The organism is Arthrobacter sp. R-11, from assembly GCF_049913155.1.
Taxonomy (GTDB): domain Bacteria; phylum Actinomycetota; class Actinomycetes; order Actinomycetales; family Micrococcaceae; genus Arthrobacter.
Window position 1 is genome coordinate 2,887,553 of the sequence record NZ_CP183979.1, and the last position, 22,434, is coordinate 2,909,986.

Consider the following 22,434-nt stretch of genomic DNA (forward strand, 5'->3'; position numbering starts at 1 on the left):
ATGGGACGCTCCGCACAGTCTTGGGATGAGTCCGACGTCCGGATCCGGCCCAACAAGAAGGGTTCCCGCCCGCGTACCAAAGACCGGCCGAGCCACGACGACGCCGTGCTCGGCCGGATCATCACGGTGGACCGCGGGCGCTACACCGCCGTGGTCGCCGAGGACACGCCCGAGGAACGCATTGTCATCGCCGCCCGCGCCCGCGAACTGCGGCGCAACCCAGTGGTTCCCGGCGACTTCGTCGGACTTGTAGGAGACGTGTCCGGCGCACCCGACACGCTGGCCCGCCTGGTCCGCGTCGAGGAGCGCAAGACAGTGCTGCGGCGCAGCGCCGACGACACCGATCCCGTGGAACGGGTGGTGGTGGCCAACGCCGACCAATTGGTGATCGTGGTGGCGGCGGCCAACCCGGAGCCGCGCACCGGGTTCATCGACCGCGCCCTGGTGGCAGCCTACGACGCCGGAATCGAGCCGCTGCTGCTCATCACCAAGGCGGATGTCAAGGATCCTGCGGAACTGTTGGCCAACTACCTGAGCCTCGATTTTCCGGTGATCATCAGCCGTACCGCCGATGCTGAGGCTTCCGGCATCGACGCCCGGAGCGACGACGGCCTTTCCGCGAGGCTCGACGGCAGCGCCGTCGGCCAGCTGCGCGAATACCTCGACGGCAAAGTAACGGTATTGCTGGGGCACTCCGGCGTCGGGAAGTCCACCATGGTCAACGCCCTCACCGGCGCCGAACGCGCCACCGGTGGCGTGAACGCCGTCACCGGCCGCGGACGCCACACCTCCTCCTCGGCCCTGGCCCTGAGGCTGCACGAAGCTCCCGCCGGGAGCTGGATCATCGACACCCCAGGCATCCGTTCCTTCGGGCTGGCATTGGTGGATCCGGACCGGATCATGCACGCCTTCCCGGACCTTGAGCCGGGCACCGAATCCTGTGAACGCGGCTGCAAGCACGACGCCAACGCGGTCCGCTGCGGTCTCGACGACTGGGTCGCCTCGGGTTCCGCCGGGGAAGCGGGCCCGGCCCGCCTGGCCTCGCTGCGCCGCCTCCTGGGCGCGGATCCGCGCCAGGAGGCCAAGGAATCCAAGGAGCTGGGCACCGTCATCTGACGAGCCATGCTCCACGGTTCCCCGGGCGGGCTGTGTTTTACCGGTAGCTTGGAACCATGACCCAAGCCGATCCGAACTACAACGACGACCTCCGCCTTGCCCACGTGCTTGCGGATTCCGTCGATGCCCTGACCATGGAGCGATTCAAGGCCCTGGACCTGCAGGTTGAGTCCAAGCCCGACCTCACCCCCGTGACCGACGCCGACCGCGCTGCCGAGGAAGCCATCCGCGGCCAACTGTCCCGCTCGCGTCCCCGGGACGCCGTGCTAGGCGAGGAATTCGGCAGCACCGGGCACGGCGCCCGGCGCTGGATCATCGATCCGATCGATGGAACCAAGAACTTTGTCCGCGGCGTTCCCGTCTGGGCCACCCTCATCGCCCTGGTCGACGGCGACGAGGTGGTTGTCGGCGTCGTCAGCGCCCCCGCGCTGGGCCGGCGCTGGTGGGCGGTCAAGGGCGGAGGCGCCTACACCGGCCGCTCCCTGGCCTCGGCCACCCGGCTCAAGGTCAGCAATGTCTCGCGGCTGTCGGACGCCTCCCTGTCCTACTCGGAAATCTCGGAATGGAAAAAACAGGGCTCACTGGATTCCTTCTTGGACCTGGAAGACGCCGTCTGGCGCAGCCGGGCGTACGGCGATTTCTGGTCCTACTGCCTCGTGGCCGAAGGTGCGGTGGACATCGCCGCCGAACCTGAGCTCGAGCTCTACGACATGGCGGCGCTGGTGCCGATCGTGACGGAAGCCGGCGGCCGCTTCACCTCCTTGGATGGCAAGGACGGTCCGTTCGGCGGGAACGCCGTGGCAAGCAACTCGATCCTGCATTCCGAGGTCCTGAAGAAACTCAACCCTTCCATCGACGACCTCCTCTGATCCCTTCACAGGAGTTTCGGCGAAGATTCATCGGCAGGCATCCCCGTCGCGGGACGCCTGCCGATTTTTGTTCGGCAAACCGCCCCGAAACCGCTTTTCCGTAACAATCGGCTTAACAAAGCCGGCTGGCTTTGGCACCTCGCGTATGGTGTCTTAGTCTCAAAGACAGGTCACGAGTGCCAGCGTGAAACCCCGGTTTGCTGGCCGGCAACCCTCCATCGCGGCGGGGTGCCCCGGGTGACGACCCGGCCGGTCCGGAACGGATGCGGCAAGCGCGGATCCCCTGCATGCAGGGTTCCCTTGAATGAGGACTCCCATGAGCACTGCCACTTTCACTTCGCCTGAACTCCGTCACAACGATTCCCCGCTGTCGCCGGCTGCCCGCCCGCTGGCCGCCGTCACCGGCGCCGAACTGCAGGCACCGCTCATCCAGGGCGGCCACGTACGCTACGCGAACCTGGATTATGGTGCATCCGCCCCGGCACTGACTGTCGTGTCCGCCTACCTGAACGAGGTCCTGCCCTTCTACGCGAGCGTCCACCGCGGCGCCGGCTACGCCTCGCAGATCAGCACCTCGGTCTACGAAAACGCGCGCAACATCGTGCGCGATTTCGTGGGCGGCCGCGCGGACGACAGCGTGATCTTCACCCGCAACACCACGGATTCGCTGAACCTGCTTGCCGGCTGCCTGCCTCTTGTGGACGGAAGGCATAGCGGCGAGGTCCTGTATCTGGACATCGAGCACCACGCCAACCTGCTCCCCTGGCAGCATGTCCCGCACCGCAGCATTGTGGCGGCATCGACCTTGGCGGAAACCCTGGCCAACGTCCGCGAAGCCCTCGCGCAGGGCGGCGTCAGCCTGCTCGCCGTGACCGGAGCCTCCAACGTCACCGGTGAGATCCTGCCCGTCAAGGAACTCGCCGCACTGGCCCACGCGTACGGCGCACGCATCGTCGTCGACGCCGCCCAGCTCGCCCCGCACCGCCGGGTCGACATCGCCGCGGCGGACATCGACTACCTGGTCTTCTCGGGGCACAAACTCTACGCACCGTTCGGCGCCGGCGTCCTGGTGGGCCGCCCCGACTGGCTCGACGCCGGCACCCCGCACCTCGCCGGCGGCGGCGCCGTCCGCGAAGCGCGCCTCGACTCTGTCATCTGGGCCACCGGACCGGCCCGCCACGAAGGTGGCTCCCCGAACGTACTCGGCGCGGCCACCCTGGCCAGGGCCACCCAGGTCATCGCGGAACTGGACCAGGACGAATGGCACGCCCACGAATCCGCGATCCGCACCCACCTGGTTGCGGGGCTGAAGGAAATCGAAGGCGTTACCGTCCACCAGATCTTCAGCGACACAGACCCCGCCGACACCATCGGCGTTGTGAACTTCTCCCTTGAGGGCTACGACGCCGGCCTGGTCGCCGCGTATCTCTCCGCCGAACACGGCATCGGCCTGCGGGACGGACGTTTCTGCGCCCACCCCCTGCTCAAGAGGCTCGGTCTCCCCTCCGGTTCCCTGCGCGCCAGCTTCGGCCTGGGTTCCCGGCTCGAGGACGCCACCCGCCTGATCGCCGGCATCAAGGCACTCAAGACCGAAGGCCTGGGCTGGGACTACGTCGTCGACGCCGGCCGCTGGGTCCCTGCCAACGACCACCGCAGCTACCCGCACTGGGCGCCGAACACTCCCGGCACCGCGGGCGCAGCGCCCTGCAGCACCGACTGAGTGCGGTAGATTCGTAGGGTATTTCAGGACCCTGTGAGGAGTGGACGCGTGGCTTTGCGATCCGGTGGACACCGCGGCGGGCCCAGGCTCCACGGCCCCAAGCTCAACAGCGGCCGGCGGCGTGAACTCGGTTCGAGCTTCCAGGACGGCGGCGAGCACTACCATCGCGTCCGTCCCGGCTACCCTGCCGATTCCGCGGACTGGCTGGTGCCCGCCGGCGCCCGGACCGCCGCGGACATCGGCGCCGGGACCGGCAAATTCACCGCCCTGCTGCTGGAACGCGGCCTGCTGACAGCCGCCGTCGACCCCTCCGAAGACATGCTCGCGCAGCTGAGGAAGGATTACCCGGCGGCCACGGCACTCCTCGGCACGGCAGAGGCAACAGGGCTGGCGGACTCAACATTCGACGTCGTCAGCGTTGCCCAGGCCTGGCACTGGTGCGATCCCTTCTCGGCAAGCACCGAACTGGCCCGCATCCTGCGACCCGGCGGGGTGCTCGGACTGGTGTGGAACCAGCTGGACACCTCGGTCCCGTGGGTCCATCGGCTCTCGCGCATCATGCATGCCGGGGACGTCCATAAAGCGGACTTCCGGCCCGTGGTGGGCCCGGAATTCACTGGCCTGGAGAGCCACCTGAGCCCGTGGGAGGATCCATTGCTTCCCGAAGACATCATGGAGCTGACGAAGTCGCGCAGCTACTACCTGCGGGCGAATGAGGCCACCCGGGCCAAGGTCATCGCCAACCTCCACTGGTATCTGCACGACCACCTTGGCCACGGGCCATCCGACGTCATCCGGCTGCCCTATGTAACACAGAGCTGGCGGGCGCGGAAAGTCTGAGCCGGGCAAATTTCCAGGCAGGCCGTTCACGGTAGGCTAGGACCGTGAAGACCGGTACGCCCTCATCCTCGATCGAGGACTACGTCAAGGTCATCTATTCGTTTACCGAGTGGCAGGACAAACCCATCACGTCCTCGCAGCTCGCCCAGCGCCTCGGCGTGGCGAACTCCTCGGTCTCGGAGATGGTCCGCAAGCTCAAGGACCAGGGCCTGGTGGACCACCAGCCCTATAGCGCGATCACCCTGACCCCGGAGGGGATGCAGCTCGCATTGGCCATGGTCCGCCGGCACCGGCTGATCGAGACCTATCTTGTGATGGAGCTTGGCTACAGCTGGGACGAAGTCCACGACGAAGCCGAACTCCTCGAACACGCAGTCTCCGACACGTTCATCGAACGCATGGCCCGGAAGCTCGGCGACCCGGCGCGGGATCCCCACGGCGACCCCATCCCCGCCGCTGACGGCACCGTGGCGCTGCCGCATGCCCACCGGATGGTCGAACTCGACAAGGGACATTCCGGCCGGATCACCAGGATCAGCGACGAAAACCCGGAGCTGCTGCGCTACCTGGCCGCAGAGGAAATCGACCTGGACGCCAGCGTGGAGGTGCTGGGCCGCAAGCCTTTCGGCGGGGCCTTGGTGGTGAAGATCGGCAGCGGCTCTTCCAGCCGGGAGTACGATCTCGCCGACGAGGTGGCCTCGGCTCTCTGGATCGCTTCGGAGTCGACGCACGAAGGCTGCACGCTGCCCGACGCCTGACGCTATCGGCCGTCCCCGCCCTGCGTCACCGGCTCCAGTTCGGGGTTGCGGATTCCGACGGCGGACGCGGCCGCCCCGATCATGAGCAGCACCGCGGTGACCACCGCGCCCTGGTGCAGGCCCGCCGTCGTCAGGACCGGGCCAGTGATAATCCCGGCAAAGGCGATGCAGATCAGGCCCGCGATGCGGGCCACCGCGTTGTTAATCGCCGAACCTATGCCCGCCTGTTCGGTTGGAACCGCGCCCAGGATGGCAGCGGTCAGCGGAGCGACGGTCACGGCCAGGCCGATTCCGAACACGATCTGCCCCGGCAGCACCTGGGCCCAGTAGTTCAGGGTCTGCTGCACCGTAAGCAGCAGCAGGAAGCCGATGCCGCATAGCACCGGGCCGAGGGTCATGAACCAACGGGGCCCGAACTTGCCGGCAAGGCCGCCGAAGTAGCTGGAGGCCAGCATCAGGATCACGGTGGAAGGCAGCAGGGCGATACCTGCCGTCGTCGCGGTCATCCCGCCCACCTGCTGGAGGTAGATCCCCAGCAGGAAGAAGCCCAGGGAGAAGGCCGCATAAATGGCAAGGGTCGCGATGTTTCCCCAGCCAAAGTTCCTGATCGTGAAGAGCCGCAGCGGCAGCATTGGCGCCGGCGTCCGGGCTTCGTGGGCGAGGAACAGGATCAGGGCAACCACGCCGACGGCAAGCGGCACCCACACGAACGGGCTGCCCCAGCCGAGGTGGCCCTGTTCGATGAACGCGTACACGGGACCGCCGAGTCCGACGATTGCCAGGCTCGCACCACGATAATCGATGTGTCCCGCTGCGGGGTCCCTACTGTCGTCCTCGCGCAGCCTCAGGACCAGGGGCCAGACCACGGCAAGCGGGACCAAATTGGCAAAGAAGAAGAAACGCCACGACAAATAGTCGACCGAGAGCCCGCCCACCAACGGCGCCACGATGGCCGCGGCGCTGGTCCATCCGGACCACTGGCCGATGGCCCGCGACTGCGACGGACCGCTGAAGAAGTTCACGATCAGCGCCAGCGAACTCGGAACCACGAGGGCGCCGGCTACACCCTGCAGGGCCCGGGCCACCACAAGGACCTCACCCGACCAGGCCAGGCCGCAGAGGACCGATGTCAGGGCAAAGCCGCCCAGCCCCCATTCGAGTACCCGCACCCTGCCGAAATGGTCCGACAATGAACCGGCCACAAGGATCAGGCCGCCGAGCGTGAGCAGGTACGCGTCCACCACCCACTGCTGGATGACAAGTCCGCCGCCGAGTTCGCGCCCGATCGCGGGCAACGCCAGGTTGACCACGAAGGTATCCAGGAAGGCAATGAACGAAGCCACTATGGCCACCACGAGCACACGCTTTTGCAGCGGCGTAGCTGGAGGGAGCACGGCCGTGTCGTTCATGTGCACAGCCTACGCCCGGGCACGGACCTTGTATCCAGCCGAAAGGGGCGTAGTTTACAAAGTGGGGGCCGATGGTCTCCAGAGGTGGTCCCTGCGGTATCCGGCATAGGAGCGAGTCATGCCTGACAAATCACCACACCAGCACGAGATAAAGAAGAGCGGCAAATCCATCAAGCAGAAGCGGGCCGTCAAGCGCGCAAAGCACGACACCGAAGCCGCCATCGATCCCGTTGCGCATCTGAAAAGGAAATGAGAGCACCCGGGGCCACCGGCCCCGGGTGTCTTATTCGTCCTTATCGCTCATTTCGCTGGGGACCGCCACCACGTCCACGATCCGGCCGTCACGCAGCACCGACATCCGGAAGGGCTCCCCGACCGCCTGGGAGAACAGCAGTTTCTGCAGGCTTTCCGCGCTGGACACCGCCTTGTCCTGGGCCCTGAGAACCAGATCGCCAGGCCGCATTCCGGCCTGTTCCGCGGGCGAGCCTGCGATCACCTCGACCACCCGAAGGGCCTCCTTGTTCCCCGTCCTCACCACGGCGCCCACGTCCAGCGGGATCGGGGTGCTGACCAATCCGAGGTAGGCCCTCGTGACCCGGCCATCACGCAGAAGGGCAGCGATGATGCGCCGGGTTGTGCCGTTGATGGGAATCGCCAGGCCCAGGCCCAGCCCCGCAACGGCCGTATTGATGCCGACGATCCGCCCCTTCGTGTCTGCCAATGCTCCCCCCGAATTTCCGGGGTTCAGTGCCGCGTCGGTTTGGATGACGTCTTCGATCAGCCGGGTGTGCCTTCCCGACCGCACGGGGATGGAGCGGCCAAGCCCGCTGACGACGCCGGCAGTCACCGATCCGGACAGCCCCAGCGGATTGCCGACCGCAACAACGAGTTGACCGACCCGCAAGGATTCAGCGTTCCCCAGGACCGCCGGCGGAGGAGTGTGGCGGGCACGGAGCACGGCGAGATCGGACAAGGGATCGGAGCCGATGAGCTCGACTTCGCTGTGCGTGCCGTCAACGAAAACGGCCCTTCCTCCCTGGTGGCCTGCTACGACGTGTGCGTTCGTGAGCAGGTAGCCGTCCGCCGTGAAGACCACCGCTGAACCGGCACCAAGCCTGACATAGCCGTTGCGCCGGACGCCGTTCATTTCGAGGGCGGCAACGTGTGCCGTCACGCTCCCTGCCACCCGCATGACGGTCTGCGAATACGTGTCCAAAACGTCGTCGTCGGACACGGTCTCAGCAGGTTCCTCCGGGAACACCGCCTCCGGTTCGTTGCCCATGGCTGCCTCCTCAGGCCTTGATACCTGCTTCAACGCGCGGGGAACCGCCCCTAATCCGCGCAACGCTACGCCGTGGGTGAACCTGTTCTTCGGGCCAGTGAGGGCACGAAAAAAGGCCCCTGTTTCCAGGGGCCTCAATTCGTGGAGATGGGGGGAATTGAACCCCCGTCCGATGTCGTGTTGTCAGGGCTTCTCCGGGCGCAGTTTGCGTCGGATTTTCTCGGCCCCAGCCATGCTGCAAACAGCTGGCTGATCCGGGCCCAGTCATCTAAAAGTCCCGTTCACCCCAATGACAAAGGTAAACAGCAGTGGCTATCTGAATGACGCCAGGAACCGGGGCGATAGCAACCCCGGGCTGACGGACTGTCTTACTGCTTAGGCAGCAAGAGCGAAGTCAGTGCGCTTAGATTCGGCACTTATTGGTTTGCAGACAGCGTTTACGAGATAATTCTGCATCCTCGGCCCGCTTCACCTGTCGCGACTAACATCGTCGAAACCGATCATCCCCGTATTTTGTTACCAAATTCCGTCCGGCACAGCGGCAAGACCGCCATTCCGTCCGGACTATCCATCATAACGCACCGCGACGGGAAATCATTCCACGCAGCGCGGGCGGCTAGCGCCGGTTGCGTTCGCGCATTTCGCGCAGCGCCTCCCGGTTGTCCTGCTGTTCCCTGAGCGTCTGCCGCTTGTCATAGTCCTTCTTGCCTCGGGCGAGTGCGATTTCAACCTTTGCGCGGCCGTCCAGGAAGTAAAGCTGCAGCGGCACCACGGTGAAGCCGGATTCCCGGATCTTGCCCGCGATCTTGTCCAGCTCTTCCCGGTGGAGGAGCAGTTTGCGACGGCGGCGCGCGGCATGGTTGGTCCAGCTCCCCTGGTTGTACTCGGGGATATGGATTCCTTCCATCCACAACTCGTCGTTGTAGAAGGTGCAGAAACCGTCGACCATCGACGCGTGGCCCTCGCGAAGGGACTTCACTTCGGTTCCCATGAGGGCGATGCCAGCCTCATAGCTGTCCAGGATGTGGTAGTTGTGCCGGGCCTTGCGATTGGTGGCCACTACCTTACGGCCACTTTCCTTGGGCACGGTAGAACTCCTTGGTTTGTTGAGATTCACCCCAGTCTACGCCAGGGGCGGGCCCGGAAAGCCGCGCCCCGCCCCGACAAAGGGGAGCTAGAGCAGGGTCATCGGGTCGACGGCGGCCGAGTCGAGCCAGGTCTCGAAGTGCACGTGGCAGCCGGTGGAGTTACCCGTCGTGCCCGAGTACGCGATCAGCTGGCCACGGCTGACCTGCTGGCCTTCGGAAACCACCACGCTGGTGTTGTGGTAATACACCGTGGTCAGCGAATGGCCGCCCACCACACCGTGCGAGATCTTGACCCTGTTGCCGCCGCCATCGTTGCCCCAGCCTGCCGAGAACACGGTTCCGGCGGCCGCGGCGTACACCGGGGTGCCGCAGCTGGCCCCGAAGTCGATGCCGGTGTGCATGTAGCCGCCCTGGCCGTAGAAGTCGATGGTTCCAGGAGGCGTGGCACGCCAGCCGAAACCCGAGGTGATCGGCACGTCGGCCGGCACGGGGTGGATCAGGCCGAAGGCCGAGGCCGGCGGCACCACCGGAGGGTTGTAGGGCTGCACGGGCCTATTCTGCGCACGCGCTGCTGCCGCAGCGGCTTCCGCGATCCGGCGCTGCTCAGCCTCCCAGGCCTCACGGAGCTTGCGGTCGCGTTCGGCGATCTCCGCGGCCACGGTGGCCTGTTGTTCCTTCACTTGCTGCAGCTTGGCCTGGATGCCGGGCTTGGCCGCCTGCAGTTGGCTGTTCAGTCGCGTGGTGTCCGCAATGAGCTTGTCCACTTCGGCCTTCTTGGCCGCGGCTTCGTCCCGGGCGGCCTTCTCACGTGCCAGGGCGGCATCGGCCTTCGCCTTCAGGTCCCGGATTTCGTCCTCGACCGCTGCGAGGCGCGCCTGGGAATTCACGTTGGTGGCGTTCTGCTGCGTCAGCTTGGTCATGGCGGCGTTCTGGCTGCGCATGGCCTGGTCGGCGAGGTCCATCGTTTCGGTGAGGCTGCCGCCGTCGTTCGATCCGAACAGCAGCGCGACGTTGGTGGGAACACCGCCGGACTTATAGGCCTGCGAGGCGATCTGGCCGATCAGCTTCTTCGTCTCGCTGATCTTCTGCTTGTCGTTTTCCAGCTGCTCGGTGATCTTGGCTTTGTTCTGCTGGGCCAGATCCACGCGCGCGGCCAGGGCTTCGACCTCCCGGACGGCGGAGGCTACGCGCCCCTGGGCCTCGAGCAGGGCCTGCTGCGCACCGGGCAGGCGGCCCTGGTAGACCACCAGATCACCGGCAGCCTTGGCAATCTTGGCATCAACGAACTCCAGGGACTGTTCCACCCGTGCCGCTTCGGCTTCCAGGGCGGACTGCTTGTCCTCGAGATCGTCGGCCCGGGCAATCGGCGCCGCTGCCCCAAGGCCAGCCGCCAACGTCACCGCCAGCGCAGCGGCCACGATCTTCATCCGGCGCGCCGCAAGCCGCAGCTGCACCGGCAGCGGGACCCTTCCCGACGCCGGCAGGCTTTTCTGCTCTTCGCTGCGGTTCATCATTACACCTTCAGGTATCGGCGGAGGGTTAGCAAGGAAGCGATGCCCGCCAGTCCGCCGCCCAAGGCGATCAGGACCGGCGCGACAACTAGCACTTGGGCGGAGGAAATGAACGGGGTATTCAGGAACTGCCGCGACAGATCGCCGTTGAGCCAAAGGGTCACGAGCCACAGCGTACCGGAGGCCAGGAGCGCCCCCACCACGGCGGCGATCACGCCTTCGAGGATGAACGGCAGCTGGATGACGGTCTTGGAGGCGCCGACAAGCCGCATGATTCCGGTTTCGCGGCGCCGGCTGAACGCGGACAACCTGATGGTGGTGGTGATGAGCAGCACCGCGCAGACGATCATGACGACGGCGATCCCCATGGCAACCACGGAAGCCCCGTTCATCCAGACGAAGATCCGTTCAAGCACCTGGCGCTGGTCGCTGACAGTTTCCACGCCCGGCTGGGATGAGAAGGTCTCGCTGATGATCTGGTACTTCTCCGGGTCCTTCATGTTGATCCGGAAGGACGCCGGGAGCTGGTCCTGGGTCACCGAGTCCACGATCGGCGAATTGGAGAACTGGTCCTTGAAGTGCTGGAACGCCTCGGCCTGCGATTCGAACTGGAAATCGCTGATGTACTGCTTGACGGCCGGAGACTCAAGCATTTTGCCCAGGTTCTCCCGCTGTTCATCGGTAACCGCGCCGGAGGCGCAGCCGGCCGACGTCGAGGACTCGTTGCAGAGGAAGATCGCCACCTGGACTTTGTCGTACCAGTAGCCCTTCATCTGGTTGATCTGCATCTGCAGCATGCCGGCGGCCCCAACAAAGGTCAGCGACACGAAAGTCACCAGGACGACCGAAATCACCATCGACAGGTTGCGGCGCAGACCGCTGCCGATCTCACCGAGGATGAATGCAAGCCTCACAGCTGGCCTCCCGTCGCGCGGTTGAGTTCTTCGCCGCTGGCGTCCTTGAGCCGGCGGGACTCCCCGACCACGGGGATCATGGAGGTGTAGAGCGCCTTGGCCTCGTCACGCACCACCACGCCGTTCCGCAGTTCGACGACGCGCTTGCGCATTTCATTCACGATGTCGTCATCGTGGGTGGCCATCACCACGGTGGTCCCGTTCTGGTTGATCTTGTCGAGGACGCCCATGATGCCCATAGAGGTGATGGGATCCAGGTTTCCGGTGGGTTCGTCCGCCAGGAGGATGCCGGGCCGGTTGACGACGGCGCGCGCGATCGCGACGCGCTGCTGCTCGCCGCCGGAGAGTTCGTGGGGCATGCGCTTTTCCTTGCCTTCAAGACCGACCGTCTTGAGGACCTCGGGCACGGTTTCCCTGATGATGCTCCGGCTCTTGCCGATGACCTGCATGGCGAAGGCGACGTTGGCGAAGACGTTCTTCTGCGGCAGGAGGCGGAAGTCCTGGAAGACGACCCCGATGCCGCGGCGCAGCCTCGGCACGCGCCAGCTGGAGATGTTCGCGACGTTCTGGCCGGCCACGTACACCGACCCCGAAGTGGCCCGGTCTTCCTTCAGGATCAGCCGCAGGAAGGTGGATTTTCCGGATCCCGAGGCGCCGACCAAGAAGGTGAACTCCCCGCGTTCGATCTCGAGGCTGACGTCATCCAGCGCCGGCCTCGCATTGGGGTCGTAAACCTTGGTGACGTTCTCAAATCGGATCATGGCTCTTCGGCAACCCCGACCGACGCGCCGCATCGCGCGAAGCTCCAGCCACCGGTGCGGGGCTTTTCGTTTGGGGAAGATGGGCACCGGCCCTTCGACTATACGCACGGGTTCCCGGGAAGAACGCGGCCTCCCGGGGCGTGTCGCCAATCCTGTGCCGATCCTGTGTCTATCCTGCGCCAGGCCTGTGACTATCCTGCGCGGGGCCCAACCGGCTGCCGGTTCACCTCGTCCGCGGCTTAGCCTGCGGCGTTACGGTTTCCGGTGCGCCAGCGGATGCCCGCGTCAATGAAGTCGTCGATTTCGCCGTCGAGCACCGCAGAGGTGTTGCCGACTTCGTGCTCGGTCCGGAGGTCTTTGACCATCTGGTACGGGTTGAGCACGTAGGAGCGCATCTGGTCGCCCCACGATGCCTTCACGTCGCCGGCCAGGGCCTTCTTCTCGGCGTCTTCCTGCTCCTTCTTCAGCAGGAGCAGGCGGGACTGCAGGACCCGCATCGCGGCGGCGCGGTTCTGCAGCTGGGATTTCTCGTTCTGCATCGACACCACGATTCCCGTCGGGATGTGGGTCAGGCGCACTGCGGAGTCCGTGGTGTTGACGGACTGGCCGCCGGGGCCCGAGGAACGGAAGACGTCTACCCGGATTTCGTTGTCGGGGATCTCGATCGAGTCGGTCTGCTCGATGAGCGGAATGACCTCGACCGCCGCGAAGGAGGTCTGGCGCCGGCCCTGGTTGTCGAAGGGGCTGATCCGGACCAGCCGGTGCGTTCCGGCCTCGACGCTCAGGGTGCCGAAGGCGTACGGGGCCTTGACTTCGAAGGTTGCCGATTTCAGCCCGGCTTCTTCGGCGTAGGAGGTGTCCATGACGGACGTGGGGTAGCCGTGCCGTTCGGCCCAGCGCAGGTACATGCGCAGCAGCATTTCCGCGAAGTCCGCGGCATCCACGCCACCGGCGCCTGCGCGGATGGTGACCACGGCTTCGCGTTCGTCGTATTCGCCCGAAAGCAGGGTCACGACTTCGAGTTCGGCCAGGGCCTTCCGGATTGACTCCAGCTCCGTGGCCGCTTCAGCCATGGAATCCTGGTCGCCCTCGGCCTGGCCCAGTTCGACGAGTACCTCAAGGTCGTCGATGCGGCCGGCGAGCTTGTTCAGCCGTTCCAGCTCGGACTGACGGTGCGAGAGTTTGGACGTGACCTGCTGCGCAGACGCAGGATCGTCCCAAAGGTCCGGAGCCCCTGCCTGTTCGCTCAGCTCGGCAATATCAGCCTTGAGCCTATCGACGTCGGACACCTGCTCGATGGAGGAGTACGTTGAGCGAAGGGCGCGGATTTCCGCGGAAAAATCAATCTCAGCCATGGTTGTTCAAGCCTACGCCATCGGAAGGGCCCGGTGTCCTGCCGGTGCCCGCGTGACAAACATGGAAGGAGCCGGGAGCCGGAACCAGGAGCCGGAACCGCCGCCGACTAGCGTGTGAGCCGGGAGCGCGCTGTGGACCGTGCTTCGATCGGAATGCCTTCCGGGAGGAGGAAACTCACGATCGGCGGATGCGCGACGGCGGTGAGGGTGACGTCCGCCGACGAGGAGTCCGGGCTTCCCGTGCCCCCTCCGACAGCAAGGCGGTCGAAGCGGGCATAGGCGTTGTTGCGGCTGAGGTAGGACGCCGTGACACTGCGGACACGTTCGCTGGTGAGCACCGCCGCCGGCCGGCTGGATCCCCTGGTCGTGCCGCCAAGGGTGTAGCTGTCGGCGGCCGCCACCGAGGCGCCGTCGGCCATCGACAGGAGCTTCTTGTGCTCGATGTACACGGCCGAGGCCGCCGCGACGACGCTCGCCAGGAGTAAGGCAAGCAGCGTGAAGCCGATGATCAGCACCATGGTCTGGCCCTGTTCGGACTCGCCCCGGGCGCCGTTGGCGCTCATCGGAACCTCCCGACAATCTGGGAAGCAGAGGCGTTCAGCCGGCCGGCATCGAGCCGGAGCGAATCGCCGAACGGCACCATGGGCAGCGGAACCGTGAGGTTTACGGTGACCGTGACTGTTGCGCCCGCAGACATGCAGTCGGCGCGGTCACAGGAAATATCGATCGTCGCGCGCTCTGGGGGGTGCCCGTAATCGGCAAGGGTCAGCACGGCCGCTTGTTCCGCCGCCGCCCGGGCCCGGCCGGCGTCTTCCTGGGCAACGAACACCTTGGCGGCCTGGTCCGCGGCACCTACCACCCCGAAAGCGCCGCCCTGCAACTGGCCGACCGTGACAATGAAATACACGAGCGGAACCATCAGCAGCAGGGCCAGGAACGTGAACTCGACGACGGCGCTCCCCTCCTCCCTTCCGGTGCCCGGAAGCGGTCCGTCGCCTGACCGTGGGCGGCAGAGGGAGACACGCAGCCGGGTACCAAGGCGCCGCTGAAGATCAACCCGGAAGCGCCGCATGGCCCTTCACCTCCAGCACGGAAACCGGGACACCGAAGAGACCTACGACCGGAAGCGGCGCCCTGACGGTGACTTCAAGGGTGCGGATCCCCCGGACCTCCGCTTCCGACGTCGAGATGTCCTGCGCGTAGCCCGGGTTCAGCGCGGTGCCGATCAGATCGGCGGTGCGATGCCGGGCATCTTCGGGTGTCCTGTCGGCAAGGGTGCCGTAGCGGGCGCCGGAAGACGCGGCGTCGATGAGGGTGTTGCGTACGTGCAGCACGAGGGTCAACTGGATGATGGCGAGGAAGAGGAAGGTCAGGAGGGTGCCGACCAGGACGAAGTCGACGACGGCGGAGCCCCGCTCGTCCCCGCGGGTGCCAGGGTGCAACGCACCCGTCCTGGTGTCCGGCAGCATGGATCTACTTGTTGACCTTGTCCATGGCATTGTTGAACAATTCGGCGAGCGCCGGGGTCGCCAACGCCAGCAAGCCGGCAACCAGGGCGGCGGACATCAGGGTGATCATCACCCAACCGGGGACGTCGCCCCGCTCGGACATACCGGCGTCGGAAGCAAGCCGACGGGCGCAGCGGGACCCAATGCCCTCGAGGGACCGGGACAGGTACCCCAAGGTGGTCACCGGCAGGCTCCGGAGTTGTTGCGTTGTCATGTTCTTCCCCATTTCCTTGTGCGGGTCATTTGTGCAGGTTTTTCTTGTTCGAAGACCGGGTTGCCCGGGGTGGCTGCAACTGGCATCAGAAGCGCGTACATCAGAAGCCCAGGTTCAGGGCTGCGACGCCCGGGTAGACGGCAAACACGACAGTCAGTGGAAGGACGCCGAAGACCAGCGGCACCATCATGCCGATTTCCTTGCGGCCGGCCGACTCCATGAGTTCCCGTTTGGCGCTGTCGCGGACGTCCGATGCCTGGGCGCGGAGGACTTCGGCCAGCGGCGTGCCGCGTTCGACGGCGACAACCATGCCGTCGACGAAGCGCACCAACGCCCCCAGCTCTGTGCGCGCGGAAAAGTCCTGCAGCGCCTCGACCAGGGGCTTCCCGGCCCGCGTGGCGGCCAGGACAGCGCGAACTCCTTCGCCAGTTCACCGTTCGCTGTCCGGCAGACCCGATCCAGCGCACCGATCGCGCTCTCGCCCGCCCCCACCGCGAGGGCCATGAGCTCGGCCAGGCTTGGGAACTCCGCGAGCATGCGCCTCTCCCGGCGCTTGATCTGGACGCCGAGCACGTAGTCGCGGAACAGGAACCCGCCGAGCGTCGCCCCCACAATCGAAACGAGCGACAGGCCGAGGTTGAAGCGTCCGGCCGTCGCACTGAAGACCGTGAGCACGATGGCCAGCACGAAGCCGATGGCCGCCCAGAGCAATTGCTCGGCGCGGAAGTCCAGAGCCGTCTTCCTGGAACCTGCCCGCGCAAGGCGCCTGTTCAGGGCCGTGGTCCCGAAGTTGAACTTCGCGAGGTGGTGCAAGCCGTCCTCGACCAAGGGGCGCAGGATCCTCTCCAGGGGTCCGAAAGGCGTGATGTTGTGTCCGGAAGTCTGCAGGAGCGTGGATTCAAGGTTGTGGGACCTGAGCTGCGGCTCAATCCGTTCCAGGAACGGGGTGGCCCGCATGAACGGCATGCGGACAAGGACGAGCCAAAGCCCGGCCCCGAGAAGCAAGCCGCAGAAAACGGCCATGGCGGAAAAGGTGTTCATCGGAGCACCCTCTCGTCCTCGGGGAGCGCACCGATCCTCAGCATGATCGAATAGCAGAATGCCGAGATCACCAGGCCGCCGGCCAGCACAGCAACGCCCATGGGCGTGTTGTAGGCGGCGATGGCTTCCGACCGGCTCGCCAGCAGCATGAGGACTATCCACGGCGCCGCCACGGCGAGCCTGGCGGCGTTGATCGTCCAGGACTGCCTGGCAGCAAGCTCGCTCCTCGTCCGCGCGCTTTCGCGGAGGAACTCGCCCAGCGTTCCCAGAAGACGGCCGAGATCGGAACCACCGACGTCGCGGGTCATCCGGAGCGCCTCGACGATCCGGTCGGCCACGGGATCAGCTAGGCGGCCCTTCAGCCTGTTCAGCGCGGCATCGAACTGGCCACCTGCACGGTAGTCGGCGCCGAAGTCCCGGAACAGGGTGCGCAGTTCCTCCGGGCCTTTGTGCCCGAGCTGGATCAGCGCTTCCGGCAGCGGCAGGCCGGCGCGGATGGCCGAGCGGAGGTGATCGACGACGTCGGGCCACAGGCCACGGAGCATCGCGGTCCGCCGTCGGGCCCGCCATCGCACGACGGCGAGCGGGAGCCAGGCACCGAAGAGACCGAAGCAAGCGGCGATAGGCAGGGATCCGGTAACGATGAAGAAGACCAGGACCACGAACAGGCCCAGACCGAGGCAGGAAGCAGTGAGGCCCGCAGAGCTGACCTTCTCAATGCCCGCGGTAAGGAGAAGGGTCTCCAGCCGCTTCGGCTTCCGTTCCCGGGTTGCGGCGGGAGCCTGCTCCCAGGCGGACCACCAGATGAGGAAGACCCCGAGTCCGCAAAGGACTCCAAGCAAGGGCGCCATCATCGCGCCCCCAGCAGCGCAGCGACGTCGAAGCCCGCCCGGGCGAATTTCTCGGTGGACGGCATGGCGTTCGCCTTCGGAAGCAATTGCCCGTCCTGCATCGTAAAGACCAGGGAAGATTCAATGATTCCGTTTTCCACGCGGCGGCCAAGGGAGAGGATCTCGGTGACCTGCCGATGTCCGTTGGCACTGCGGCTGCAATGGACCACGAGGTCGATGCAGGACGCCACGGTGGGGACGACGAAGGCACTGGAAATGTTCTCGCCGGCCAGCAAGGGCAGCGTGCAGATCTTCGTGACCGCGTCATGGGCGGAGTTGGCGTGAACGGTGCACATGCCCGGAAGGCCGGAGTTCAACGCGATCAACATGTCCAGGCTTTCGGCTTCCCGGACTTCACCGACCACAAGCCGGTCGGGGCGCATGCGGAGCGCTTCCTTGACCAGCCGGCGCAGCGGAATCTCACCCTGCCCCTCGAGGTTGGGCTGGCGGCACTGCAGGGCAACGACATCGCGCAGCGGGAACTGCAGTTCGAAGATCTCTTCTACCGTGATGACGCGCTCGCGGGAACCGATGTTTGCGGCAAGGCAATTCAGCATCGTCGTCTTCCCCGCCTGGGTGGCACCTGAGACGAGGATGTTAAGGCCGCTTGCCACGGCCGCGCCGAGGAACCGTGCGGACTGCGGGGTCAGGGTTCCGAGCTCGACGAGATGCTCCAGGCGGCTCGCCTTGACCACGAACTTGCGGATGTTCACGGCCCAGTGCCGGCGGGTGATGTCCGGAATGACGACGTGAAGGCGGGAGCCGTCCGGCAGCGCCGCGTCGACAAACGGTGAAGACAGGTCAAGACGGCGGCCCGAGCTCTTCAGCATCCGCTCCACGAGGTCGCGTACCTGCTGGTCGTTGAGGGTGGTCGAGGTGAGTTCCGATTCCCCGTTCCGCGCTGCATAGACTTCGTTCGGCGAATTGATCCAGATTTCTTCGATCGTGGGATCGTCCAGGTAAGGCTGCAGCGGCCCGAAGCCGGCGACGGCGTCGAAGACCTGCTTCCGCGCGCTTTCCAGGTGGCCGATCGGAGGCAGCGGTGCAATCAATGCGCGTGCATCATAGTCGTTGACCGCGGCTTCGACCAGGCGATGCACCTCGACGGCCTGCTTGAGGGGATCGAGCCCACGACGGCGGATCAATTCCCGGACTTCGTCTTCGACGATGCGGACAGCGTCCATCTTCCCCCCAATGTGGCGCTCCCTCTGGCAAGGGATATAACGTTCAACGGGATCTAACGTTCAACGGGATCAAGGCTAGGGACTGTACAACACGGATCCAAGTCACATGGGTCCAGCTGTGGATAACCGGATCCCGGAAACCACGTTGGACACTCCTGTACCACTGGCCACTCCAGACACGCAAATGTTATGGTGTCCCGGTTAGGAGCCGGCCTTATTGATGCGCTGCACGGAACCTGGCACTGTGCGCGCAGTCGACGCTACGAACAAAGGCTCCCTGTGGGGCGGCGTCGAGCTGGAACAAGGAATGAAAAAGACAACCCCTGTAGCGGATTCCAAACGTTCCATCACACGCGGCGGGACCGTGCTATCCCTCCTGCTGGGATTGACTCTCTCCCTCGCAGCACCGGCGCATGCCCAGACCCTTCCACCGGATCCTTCGCCTTCCACCGGCTCAGCGCCTTCCACCAGCCCCGCGGCTCCGCTCGAACGGGCCCAGGATCCCGTGCCGCCCGCGCCGCAGGAAATTGTTCCGGCACCTGCCGTGGTTCCTTCCGTTCCCATGCCGGCCATGCCTGCCAGCGACGGCAGTTCCGCGTCGCAAGACATGAAAGACGCCATGCGTGCCGCCATTCCGAAGGGGGGTGCGGAAATGGGCCAACGTTCGCCCCGGGTTGTGGCGGACAAGAAGGCAACAGGCGGTGCCGGCACTCTGGGTTCCCGAGCCGTCGCCGGGGCGCTGCCAATGGCACCCGATCCGAACCACTGGCGTCCAAGCTACGGGGTGGCCGGCCAGGACGTCAGCGCCCACCAGGGCAACGTGGATTGGGCCTCCCAGTGGAAGCAAGGCTCCCGTTTCGCCTACGTGAAGGCGAGCGAGGGCAACTACTACACCAACGAGAACTTCGCCCAGCAGTACAACGGATCCAGGAATGTCGGGATGCTCCGCGGCGCCTACCACTTCGCGATTCCCAATTGGTCTTCCGCGGCAGACCAGGCCCGGTACTTCGTCGCCAACGGCGGGGGCTGGAGCGGCGACGGCTACACCCTGCCGCCGGTGCTCGACATCGAATACAACCCCTACGAAGGCCGTACCATCAACGGCTTCTACTTCGGCAATGTCTGCTACAACTTCTCCGCCGCCCAGATGGTCAAGTGGATCTCCGACTTCGGCAACACCGTATGGTCCCTGACCGGACGCTACCCCGTCATCTACTCGACGACTGACTGGTGGCAGCGCTGCACCGGCAATTCCGCCGCGTTCTCCAACTACCCGCTCTGGATCGCGGCGTATCCTTCGTCACCGAGCAATACCCCCGGCACGCTGCCGGCGAGCTGGGAGACCTTCAGCTTCTGGCAGTACAGCAGCACGGGGCCTTTCCAGGGTGATTCGAACATCTGGAACGGGGCGGTGTCCCAGCTGCAGCTCTTCGCCAGGTCGCGGGACGATTCCCGCGGAGCGATCTACAACAAATGGCTCGCCACCGGCGGAGCCACCGGTCCTCTCGGCGCCGCAAAATCCACCGCGGACATCTGCGGGCTGGTCAACGGCGGATGTTACCGGGCCTACGCCAACGGAAACATCTATTGGAACCCTGCAACCGGTGCGTATCCGGTCATCGGGACCTTCTGGACTGCCTGGGGAGAGGCCGGATGGCAGTCCGGCCTCGGCTATCCCACGGGCGATGTCACCTGCCCTTACGGCAGCGCGAGCAGCACCACCTGCTACCAGACATTCCAAACAGGGACCATCTACCGCACGCCCAATGTCGGGACATTTGCGGTCAAGAATGCGTACATGCCCGCCTGGAGAGAGGCGAACTGGCAGGACGGGCTGGGATATCCGAAGGGCAACGTCACCTGCGGACTCTATGGCGGCGGCTGCTACCAGCCCTTCACCAAGGGCAACATCTACTGGAGCTCGGCCACCGGGGCCCACGCCGTCACCGGCGCCTACTGGACCGCCTGGCAGGAGGTAGGCTTCCAACCCGCCATCGGCTACCCCACGGGCCCCGTCAGCTGCGGACTCTACGGCGGCGGCTGCTACCAGCCCTTCGCAAAAGGCAACATCTACTGGAGCTCGGCCACCGGGGCCCACGCCGTCACCGGCGCCTACTGGACCGCCTGGCAGGAGGTAGGCTTCCAACCCGCCATCGGCTACCCCACCGGCCCCGTCAGCTGCGGACTCTACGGCGGCGGCTGCTACCAGCCCTTCGCCAAAGGCAACATCTACTGGAGCTCGGCCACCGGGGCCCACGCCGTCACCGGCGCCTACTGGACCGCCTGGAAAGAAGCCGGCTTCCAACCCGCCATCGGCTACCCCACAGGCCCCGTCACCTGCGGACTCTACGGCGGCGGCTGCTACCAGCCCTTCGCAAAAGGCAACATCTACTGGAGCTCGGCCACCGGGGCCCACGCCGTCACCGGCGCCTACTGGAGCGCCTGGAAAGAAGCCGGCTTCCAACCCGCCATCGGCTACCCCACCAGCCGGGTGATGTGCGGCCTTTACGGGGGCGGCTGCTACCAGGCCTTCAGCAAGGGCAACGTCTATTGGACGTCGGCAACAGGGGCCCACGCGGTCACCGAACCGTACCGGGAGGCGTGGCGCCAGGCAGGCTGGCAGATGGGTAAGTTGGGATATCCGAAGGCGGCGGCCGTTGCCTTCCTTGGTTACCGCACGGTCGCATTCCAAGGCGGCAGCATGACCTGGACCGCCAGCGGGGTAACGGTCAACTATTCGTGACGCCGCGGCCGGCATCGGTGGTCCCGGCCGGGCCGGTGTCCCCCTTGAGCCGGCGTTGGATGACCAATGCCAGGAATCCCATCCCTATGGCAACGCCAACCCAGAGGCTGGAACCGAGCCGGTCCGACTGGCTGTAGACGGGGTGTCCGATGACGCTCAGGACCCCGTAGATCGACAGCCCCGCCGCTGCCCACCCGGCCATGGGGAGGATTCCGCGCCGTTTGGCGAGCACCATACCCACGACGGCCGTGATGAATGCTGCAAGATAAACGGCGTTCGCCGGGAGCGCTGCGAGGAAAGACAAAGCAAAATCACCCTCCAGCGCGATGAGTCGCTGCAGCGGGTCATCGACCGGCGGGAACCTGAAGTGGTCGGTGAAGGTGTCCTGGAGGCTGTGCTGCAGGCCAGGCAATCCCAGCAACGTGTTGATGAGGACGCTGGCGGCGGCGAACAGTGCGGTGACGACCGCTGCTGCCCGGAGTTGTGGTCGGCGCCGGTACTCCTTGGACAGGAGCATGGAGAGGCAAAGCACCAGGAAGCTCACGCAAAGCAGCATCGTTGATGAGTACTTGAAGAAGAACACCATTCCCAGGCCCGCCGCCATCAGGGCCACGCCCCGTTTCCGCGCACCGTTGAGCAACTGGGCCAGACCGACTGCCATGACGAGGGAGGACAGCAGCGTCGGGGCCTCCGCAAGCAAGGCGATGCCATGCGGCAGGCTCACCGGGAGAAGGTAGAAGGCCGCTTGCGCAATTGCCGCCGGCAACAAGGGAAGGTTGGCAAGCCGGGCGAGCCTGGCCAGCAAGAGACCGGCGATCGCCGTCGACAGGACGGCGACAATCCACAGTCCGGTCCGGTCGCCGAGAAGGTTCATCAGGGGCAGCGCTATCAGCGGATAGCCGATCCGGGGGCTGAAGATCTCCTGGTACTGCGGGTTCCTGTCGATGTAGCCGATCACAGGACCGTGCCCCGCCATGGTGGTGCTCAGGCAGTTTTCGACCGTTCCCGCGTACGGGATGGACGGGTTCTTGCAGAATTCCAGGTATGCCGCTTCCCAGGCTTCATCAGGCGATGCGCCCTGAAGTTCGTGGGCAATCCGGATGTACTGGACGGTGTCGCCCCAGACCACGCCCGGGCCGACTGCCAATGTGGCCACGGCGAACAGCAAAGCGGCTGCAACATGAACCCAGGCGTGCCGGACCCGCGTCGGCCGGTTTCCCATTATCCGGCC

The 22,434-nt window shown here is 65.6% G+C and carries 21 protein-coding genes, 1 other RNA gene, 1 pseudogene and 1 riboswitch; of the genes and pseudogenes, 7 read left to right on the forward strand and 16 right to left on the reverse strand.

Features of this window, described 5'->3' with window-relative positions; all coding sequences use genetic code 11:
- The 5 genes from rsgA to ACN9M4_RS13070 all read left to right on the forward strand — a co-directional run bounded on the left by rsgA (window position 1) and on the right by ACN9M4_RS13070 (window position 5,303).
- On the forward strand, window positions 1–1,116 hold the full coding sequence (gene rsgA, locus ACN9M4_RS13050) for a ribosome small subunit-dependent GTPase A (protein WP_426298525.1): 1,116 nt from the start codon (window positions 1–3) through the stop codon (window positions 1,114–1,116).
- Window positions 1,117–1,172: 56 nt separating this feature from the next.
- Window positions 1,173–1,985: a histidinol-phosphatase gene (hisN, locus tag ACN9M4_RS13055; RefSeq protein ID WP_426298527.1), complete on the forward strand. Its 813-nt coding sequence runs from the start codon at window positions 1,173–1,175 to the stop codon at window positions 1,983–1,985.
- A 168-nt stretch (window positions 1,986–2,153) separates the two neighbouring features.
- Window positions 2,154–2,266: riboswitch (SAM riboswitch) on the forward strand.
- A gap of 35 nt (window positions 2,267–2,301) precedes the next feature.
- Window positions 2,302–3,705 (forward strand): aminotransferase class V-fold PLP-dependent enzyme, encoded by a 1,404-nt coding sequence (locus tag ACN9M4_RS13060; protein ID WP_426298529.1) that lies wholly within the window; start codon window positions 2,302–2,304, stop codon window positions 3,703–3,705.
- Window positions 3,706–3,759: 54 nt separating this feature from the next.
- The gene (locus ACN9M4_RS13065) at window positions 3,760–4,545 is read left to right on the forward strand and encodes a class I SAM-dependent methyltransferase (RefSeq protein WP_426303471.1); all 786 of its coding nucleotides are present in this window, start codon (window positions 3,760–3,762) and stop codon (window positions 4,543–4,545) included.
- Between the two features lie 44 nt (window positions 4,546–4,589).
- A complete protein-coding gene (locus ACN9M4_RS13070) occupies window positions 4,590–5,303 on the forward strand; it encodes a metal-dependent transcriptional regulator (protein WP_426298531.1) in 714 nt (237 codons plus the stop codon).
- Window positions 5,304–5,305: 2 nt separating this feature from the next.
- Here ACN9M4_RS13070 and ACN9M4_RS13075 read toward each other — a convergent pair whose 3' ends face one another.
- On the reverse strand, window positions 5,306–6,718 hold the full coding sequence (locus tag ACN9M4_RS13075) for an MFS transporter (RefSeq protein ID WP_426298533.1): 1,413 nt from the start codon (window positions 6,716–6,718) through the stop codon (window positions 5,306–5,308).
- Window positions 6,719–6,830: 112 nt separating this feature from the next.
- Between ACN9M4_RS13075 and ACN9M4_RS13080 the strand changes: the two genes are divergently transcribed.
- Window positions 6,831–6,965 (forward strand): hypothetical protein, encoded by a 135-nt coding sequence (locus ACN9M4_RS13080; RefSeq protein WP_426298535.1) that lies wholly within the window; start codon window positions 6,831–6,833, stop codon window positions 6,963–6,965.
- A gap of 30 nt (window positions 6,966–6,995) precedes the next feature.
- Here ACN9M4_RS13080 and ACN9M4_RS13085 read toward each other — a convergent pair whose 3' ends face one another.
- From ACN9M4_RS13085 to ACN9M4_RS13150, 14 genes and pseudogenes are all read right to left on the reverse strand, one after another.
- Window positions 6,996–7,994 (reverse strand): S1C family serine protease, encoded by a 999-nt coding sequence (locus ACN9M4_RS13085; protein WP_426298537.1) that lies wholly within the window; start codon window positions 7,992–7,994, stop codon window positions 6,996–6,998.
- Window positions 7,995–8,133: 139 nt separating this feature from the next.
- Window positions 8,134–8,502: a transfer-messenger RNA gene (gene ssrA, locus ACN9M4_RS13090) on the reverse strand.
- A 108-nt stretch (window positions 8,503–8,610) separates the two neighbouring features.
- Window positions 8,611–9,081: an SsrA-binding protein SmpB gene (smpB, locus tag ACN9M4_RS13095; protein WP_074591609.1), complete on the reverse strand. Its 471-nt coding sequence runs from the start codon at window positions 9,079–9,081 to the stop codon at window positions 8,611–8,613.
- 87 nt (window positions 9,082–9,168) lie between these two features.
- Entirely contained in the window at window positions 9,169–10,509 is a 1,341-nt protein-coding gene (locus tag ACN9M4_RS13100) for a peptidoglycan DD-metalloendopeptidase family protein (protein WP_426303472.1), read from the reverse strand.
- An 86-nt stretch (window positions 10,510–10,595) separates the two neighbouring features.
- Window positions 10,596–11,507: a permease-like cell division protein FtsX gene (gene ftsX, locus ACN9M4_RS13105; RefSeq protein WP_426298540.1), complete on the reverse strand. Its 912-nt coding sequence runs from the start codon at window positions 11,505–11,507 to the stop codon at window positions 10,596–10,598.
- Window positions 11,504–12,268 (reverse strand): cell division ATP-binding protein FtsE, encoded by a 765-nt coding sequence (ftsE, locus tag ACN9M4_RS13110; RefSeq protein ID WP_426298542.1) that lies wholly within the window; start codon window positions 12,266–12,268, stop codon window positions 11,504–11,506. The genes ftsX and ftsE overlap by 4 nt, the downstream gene beginning before the upstream one ends.
- Window positions 12,269–12,507: 239 nt before the next feature.
- Window positions 12,508–13,623 (reverse strand): peptide chain release factor 2, encoded by a 1,116-nt coding sequence (gene prfB / locus ACN9M4_RS13115; RefSeq protein WP_426298544.1) that lies wholly within the window; start codon window positions 13,621–13,623, stop codon window positions 12,508–12,510.
- Between the two features lie 107 nt (window positions 13,624–13,730).
- The gene (locus tag ACN9M4_RS13120) at window positions 13,731–14,186 is read right to left on the reverse strand and encodes a pilus assembly protein TadG-related protein (RefSeq protein WP_426298548.1); all 456 of its coding nucleotides are present in this window, start codon (window positions 14,184–14,186) and stop codon (window positions 13,731–13,733) included.
- A complete protein-coding gene (locus ACN9M4_RS13125; RefSeq protein ID WP_426298550.1) occupies window positions 14,183–14,695 on the reverse strand; it encodes a hypothetical protein in 513 nt (170 codons plus the stop codon). The genes ACN9M4_RS13120 and ACN9M4_RS13125 overlap by 4 nt, the downstream gene beginning before the upstream one ends.
- Window positions 14,676–15,092, reverse strand: coding sequence for a TadE family protein (locus ACN9M4_RS13130; protein WP_426298552.1), 417 nt, complete (start codon window positions 15,090–15,092; stop codon window positions 14,676–14,678). Before ACN9M4_RS13130 ends, ACN9M4_RS13125 begins: the two co-directional genes overlap by 20 nt.
- A 4-nt stretch (window positions 15,093–15,096) precedes the next feature.
- On the reverse strand, window positions 15,097–15,345 hold the full coding sequence (locus tag ACN9M4_RS13135; RefSeq protein ID WP_426298554.1) for a hypothetical protein: 249 nt from the start codon (window positions 15,343–15,345) through the stop codon (window positions 15,097–15,099).
- A gap of 100 nt (window positions 15,346–15,445) precedes the next feature.
- A pseudogene (locus tag ACN9M4_RS13140) lies at window positions 15,446–16,386 on the reverse strand (type II secretion system F family protein).
- Window positions 16,383–17,237, reverse strand: coding sequence for a type II secretion system F family protein (locus tag ACN9M4_RS13145; RefSeq protein WP_426303473.1), 855 nt, complete (start codon window positions 17,235–17,237; stop codon window positions 16,383–16,385). The pseudogene ACN9M4_RS13140 and the gene ACN9M4_RS13145 overlap by 4 nt, the downstream one beginning before the upstream one ends.
- A complete protein-coding gene (locus ACN9M4_RS13150) occupies window positions 17,237–18,460 on the reverse strand; it encodes a CpaF family protein (RefSeq protein WP_426298556.1) in 1,224 nt (407 codons plus the stop codon). Before ACN9M4_RS13150 ends, ACN9M4_RS13145 begins: the two co-directional genes overlap by 1 nt.
- A 307-nt stretch (window positions 18,461–18,767) precedes the next feature.
- On the opposite strand from ACN9M4_RS13150, the gene ACN9M4_RS13155 reads away from it, so the two are divergent.
- Entirely contained in the window at window positions 18,768–21,203 is a 2,436-nt protein-coding gene (locus ACN9M4_RS13155) for a GH25 family lysozyme (protein ID WP_426298558.1), read from the forward strand.
- Here ACN9M4_RS13155 and ACN9M4_RS13160 read toward each other — a convergent pair.
- Complete coding sequence (locus ACN9M4_RS13160; RefSeq protein WP_426298560.1) at window positions 21,190–22,359, reverse strand: hypothetical protein; 1,170 nt, start codon at window positions 22,357–22,359, stop codon at window positions 21,190–21,192. The two genes, ACN9M4_RS13155 and ACN9M4_RS13160, sit on opposite strands and share 14 nt — an antisense overlap.
- Window positions 22,360–22,434: the final 75 nt, after the last annotated feature.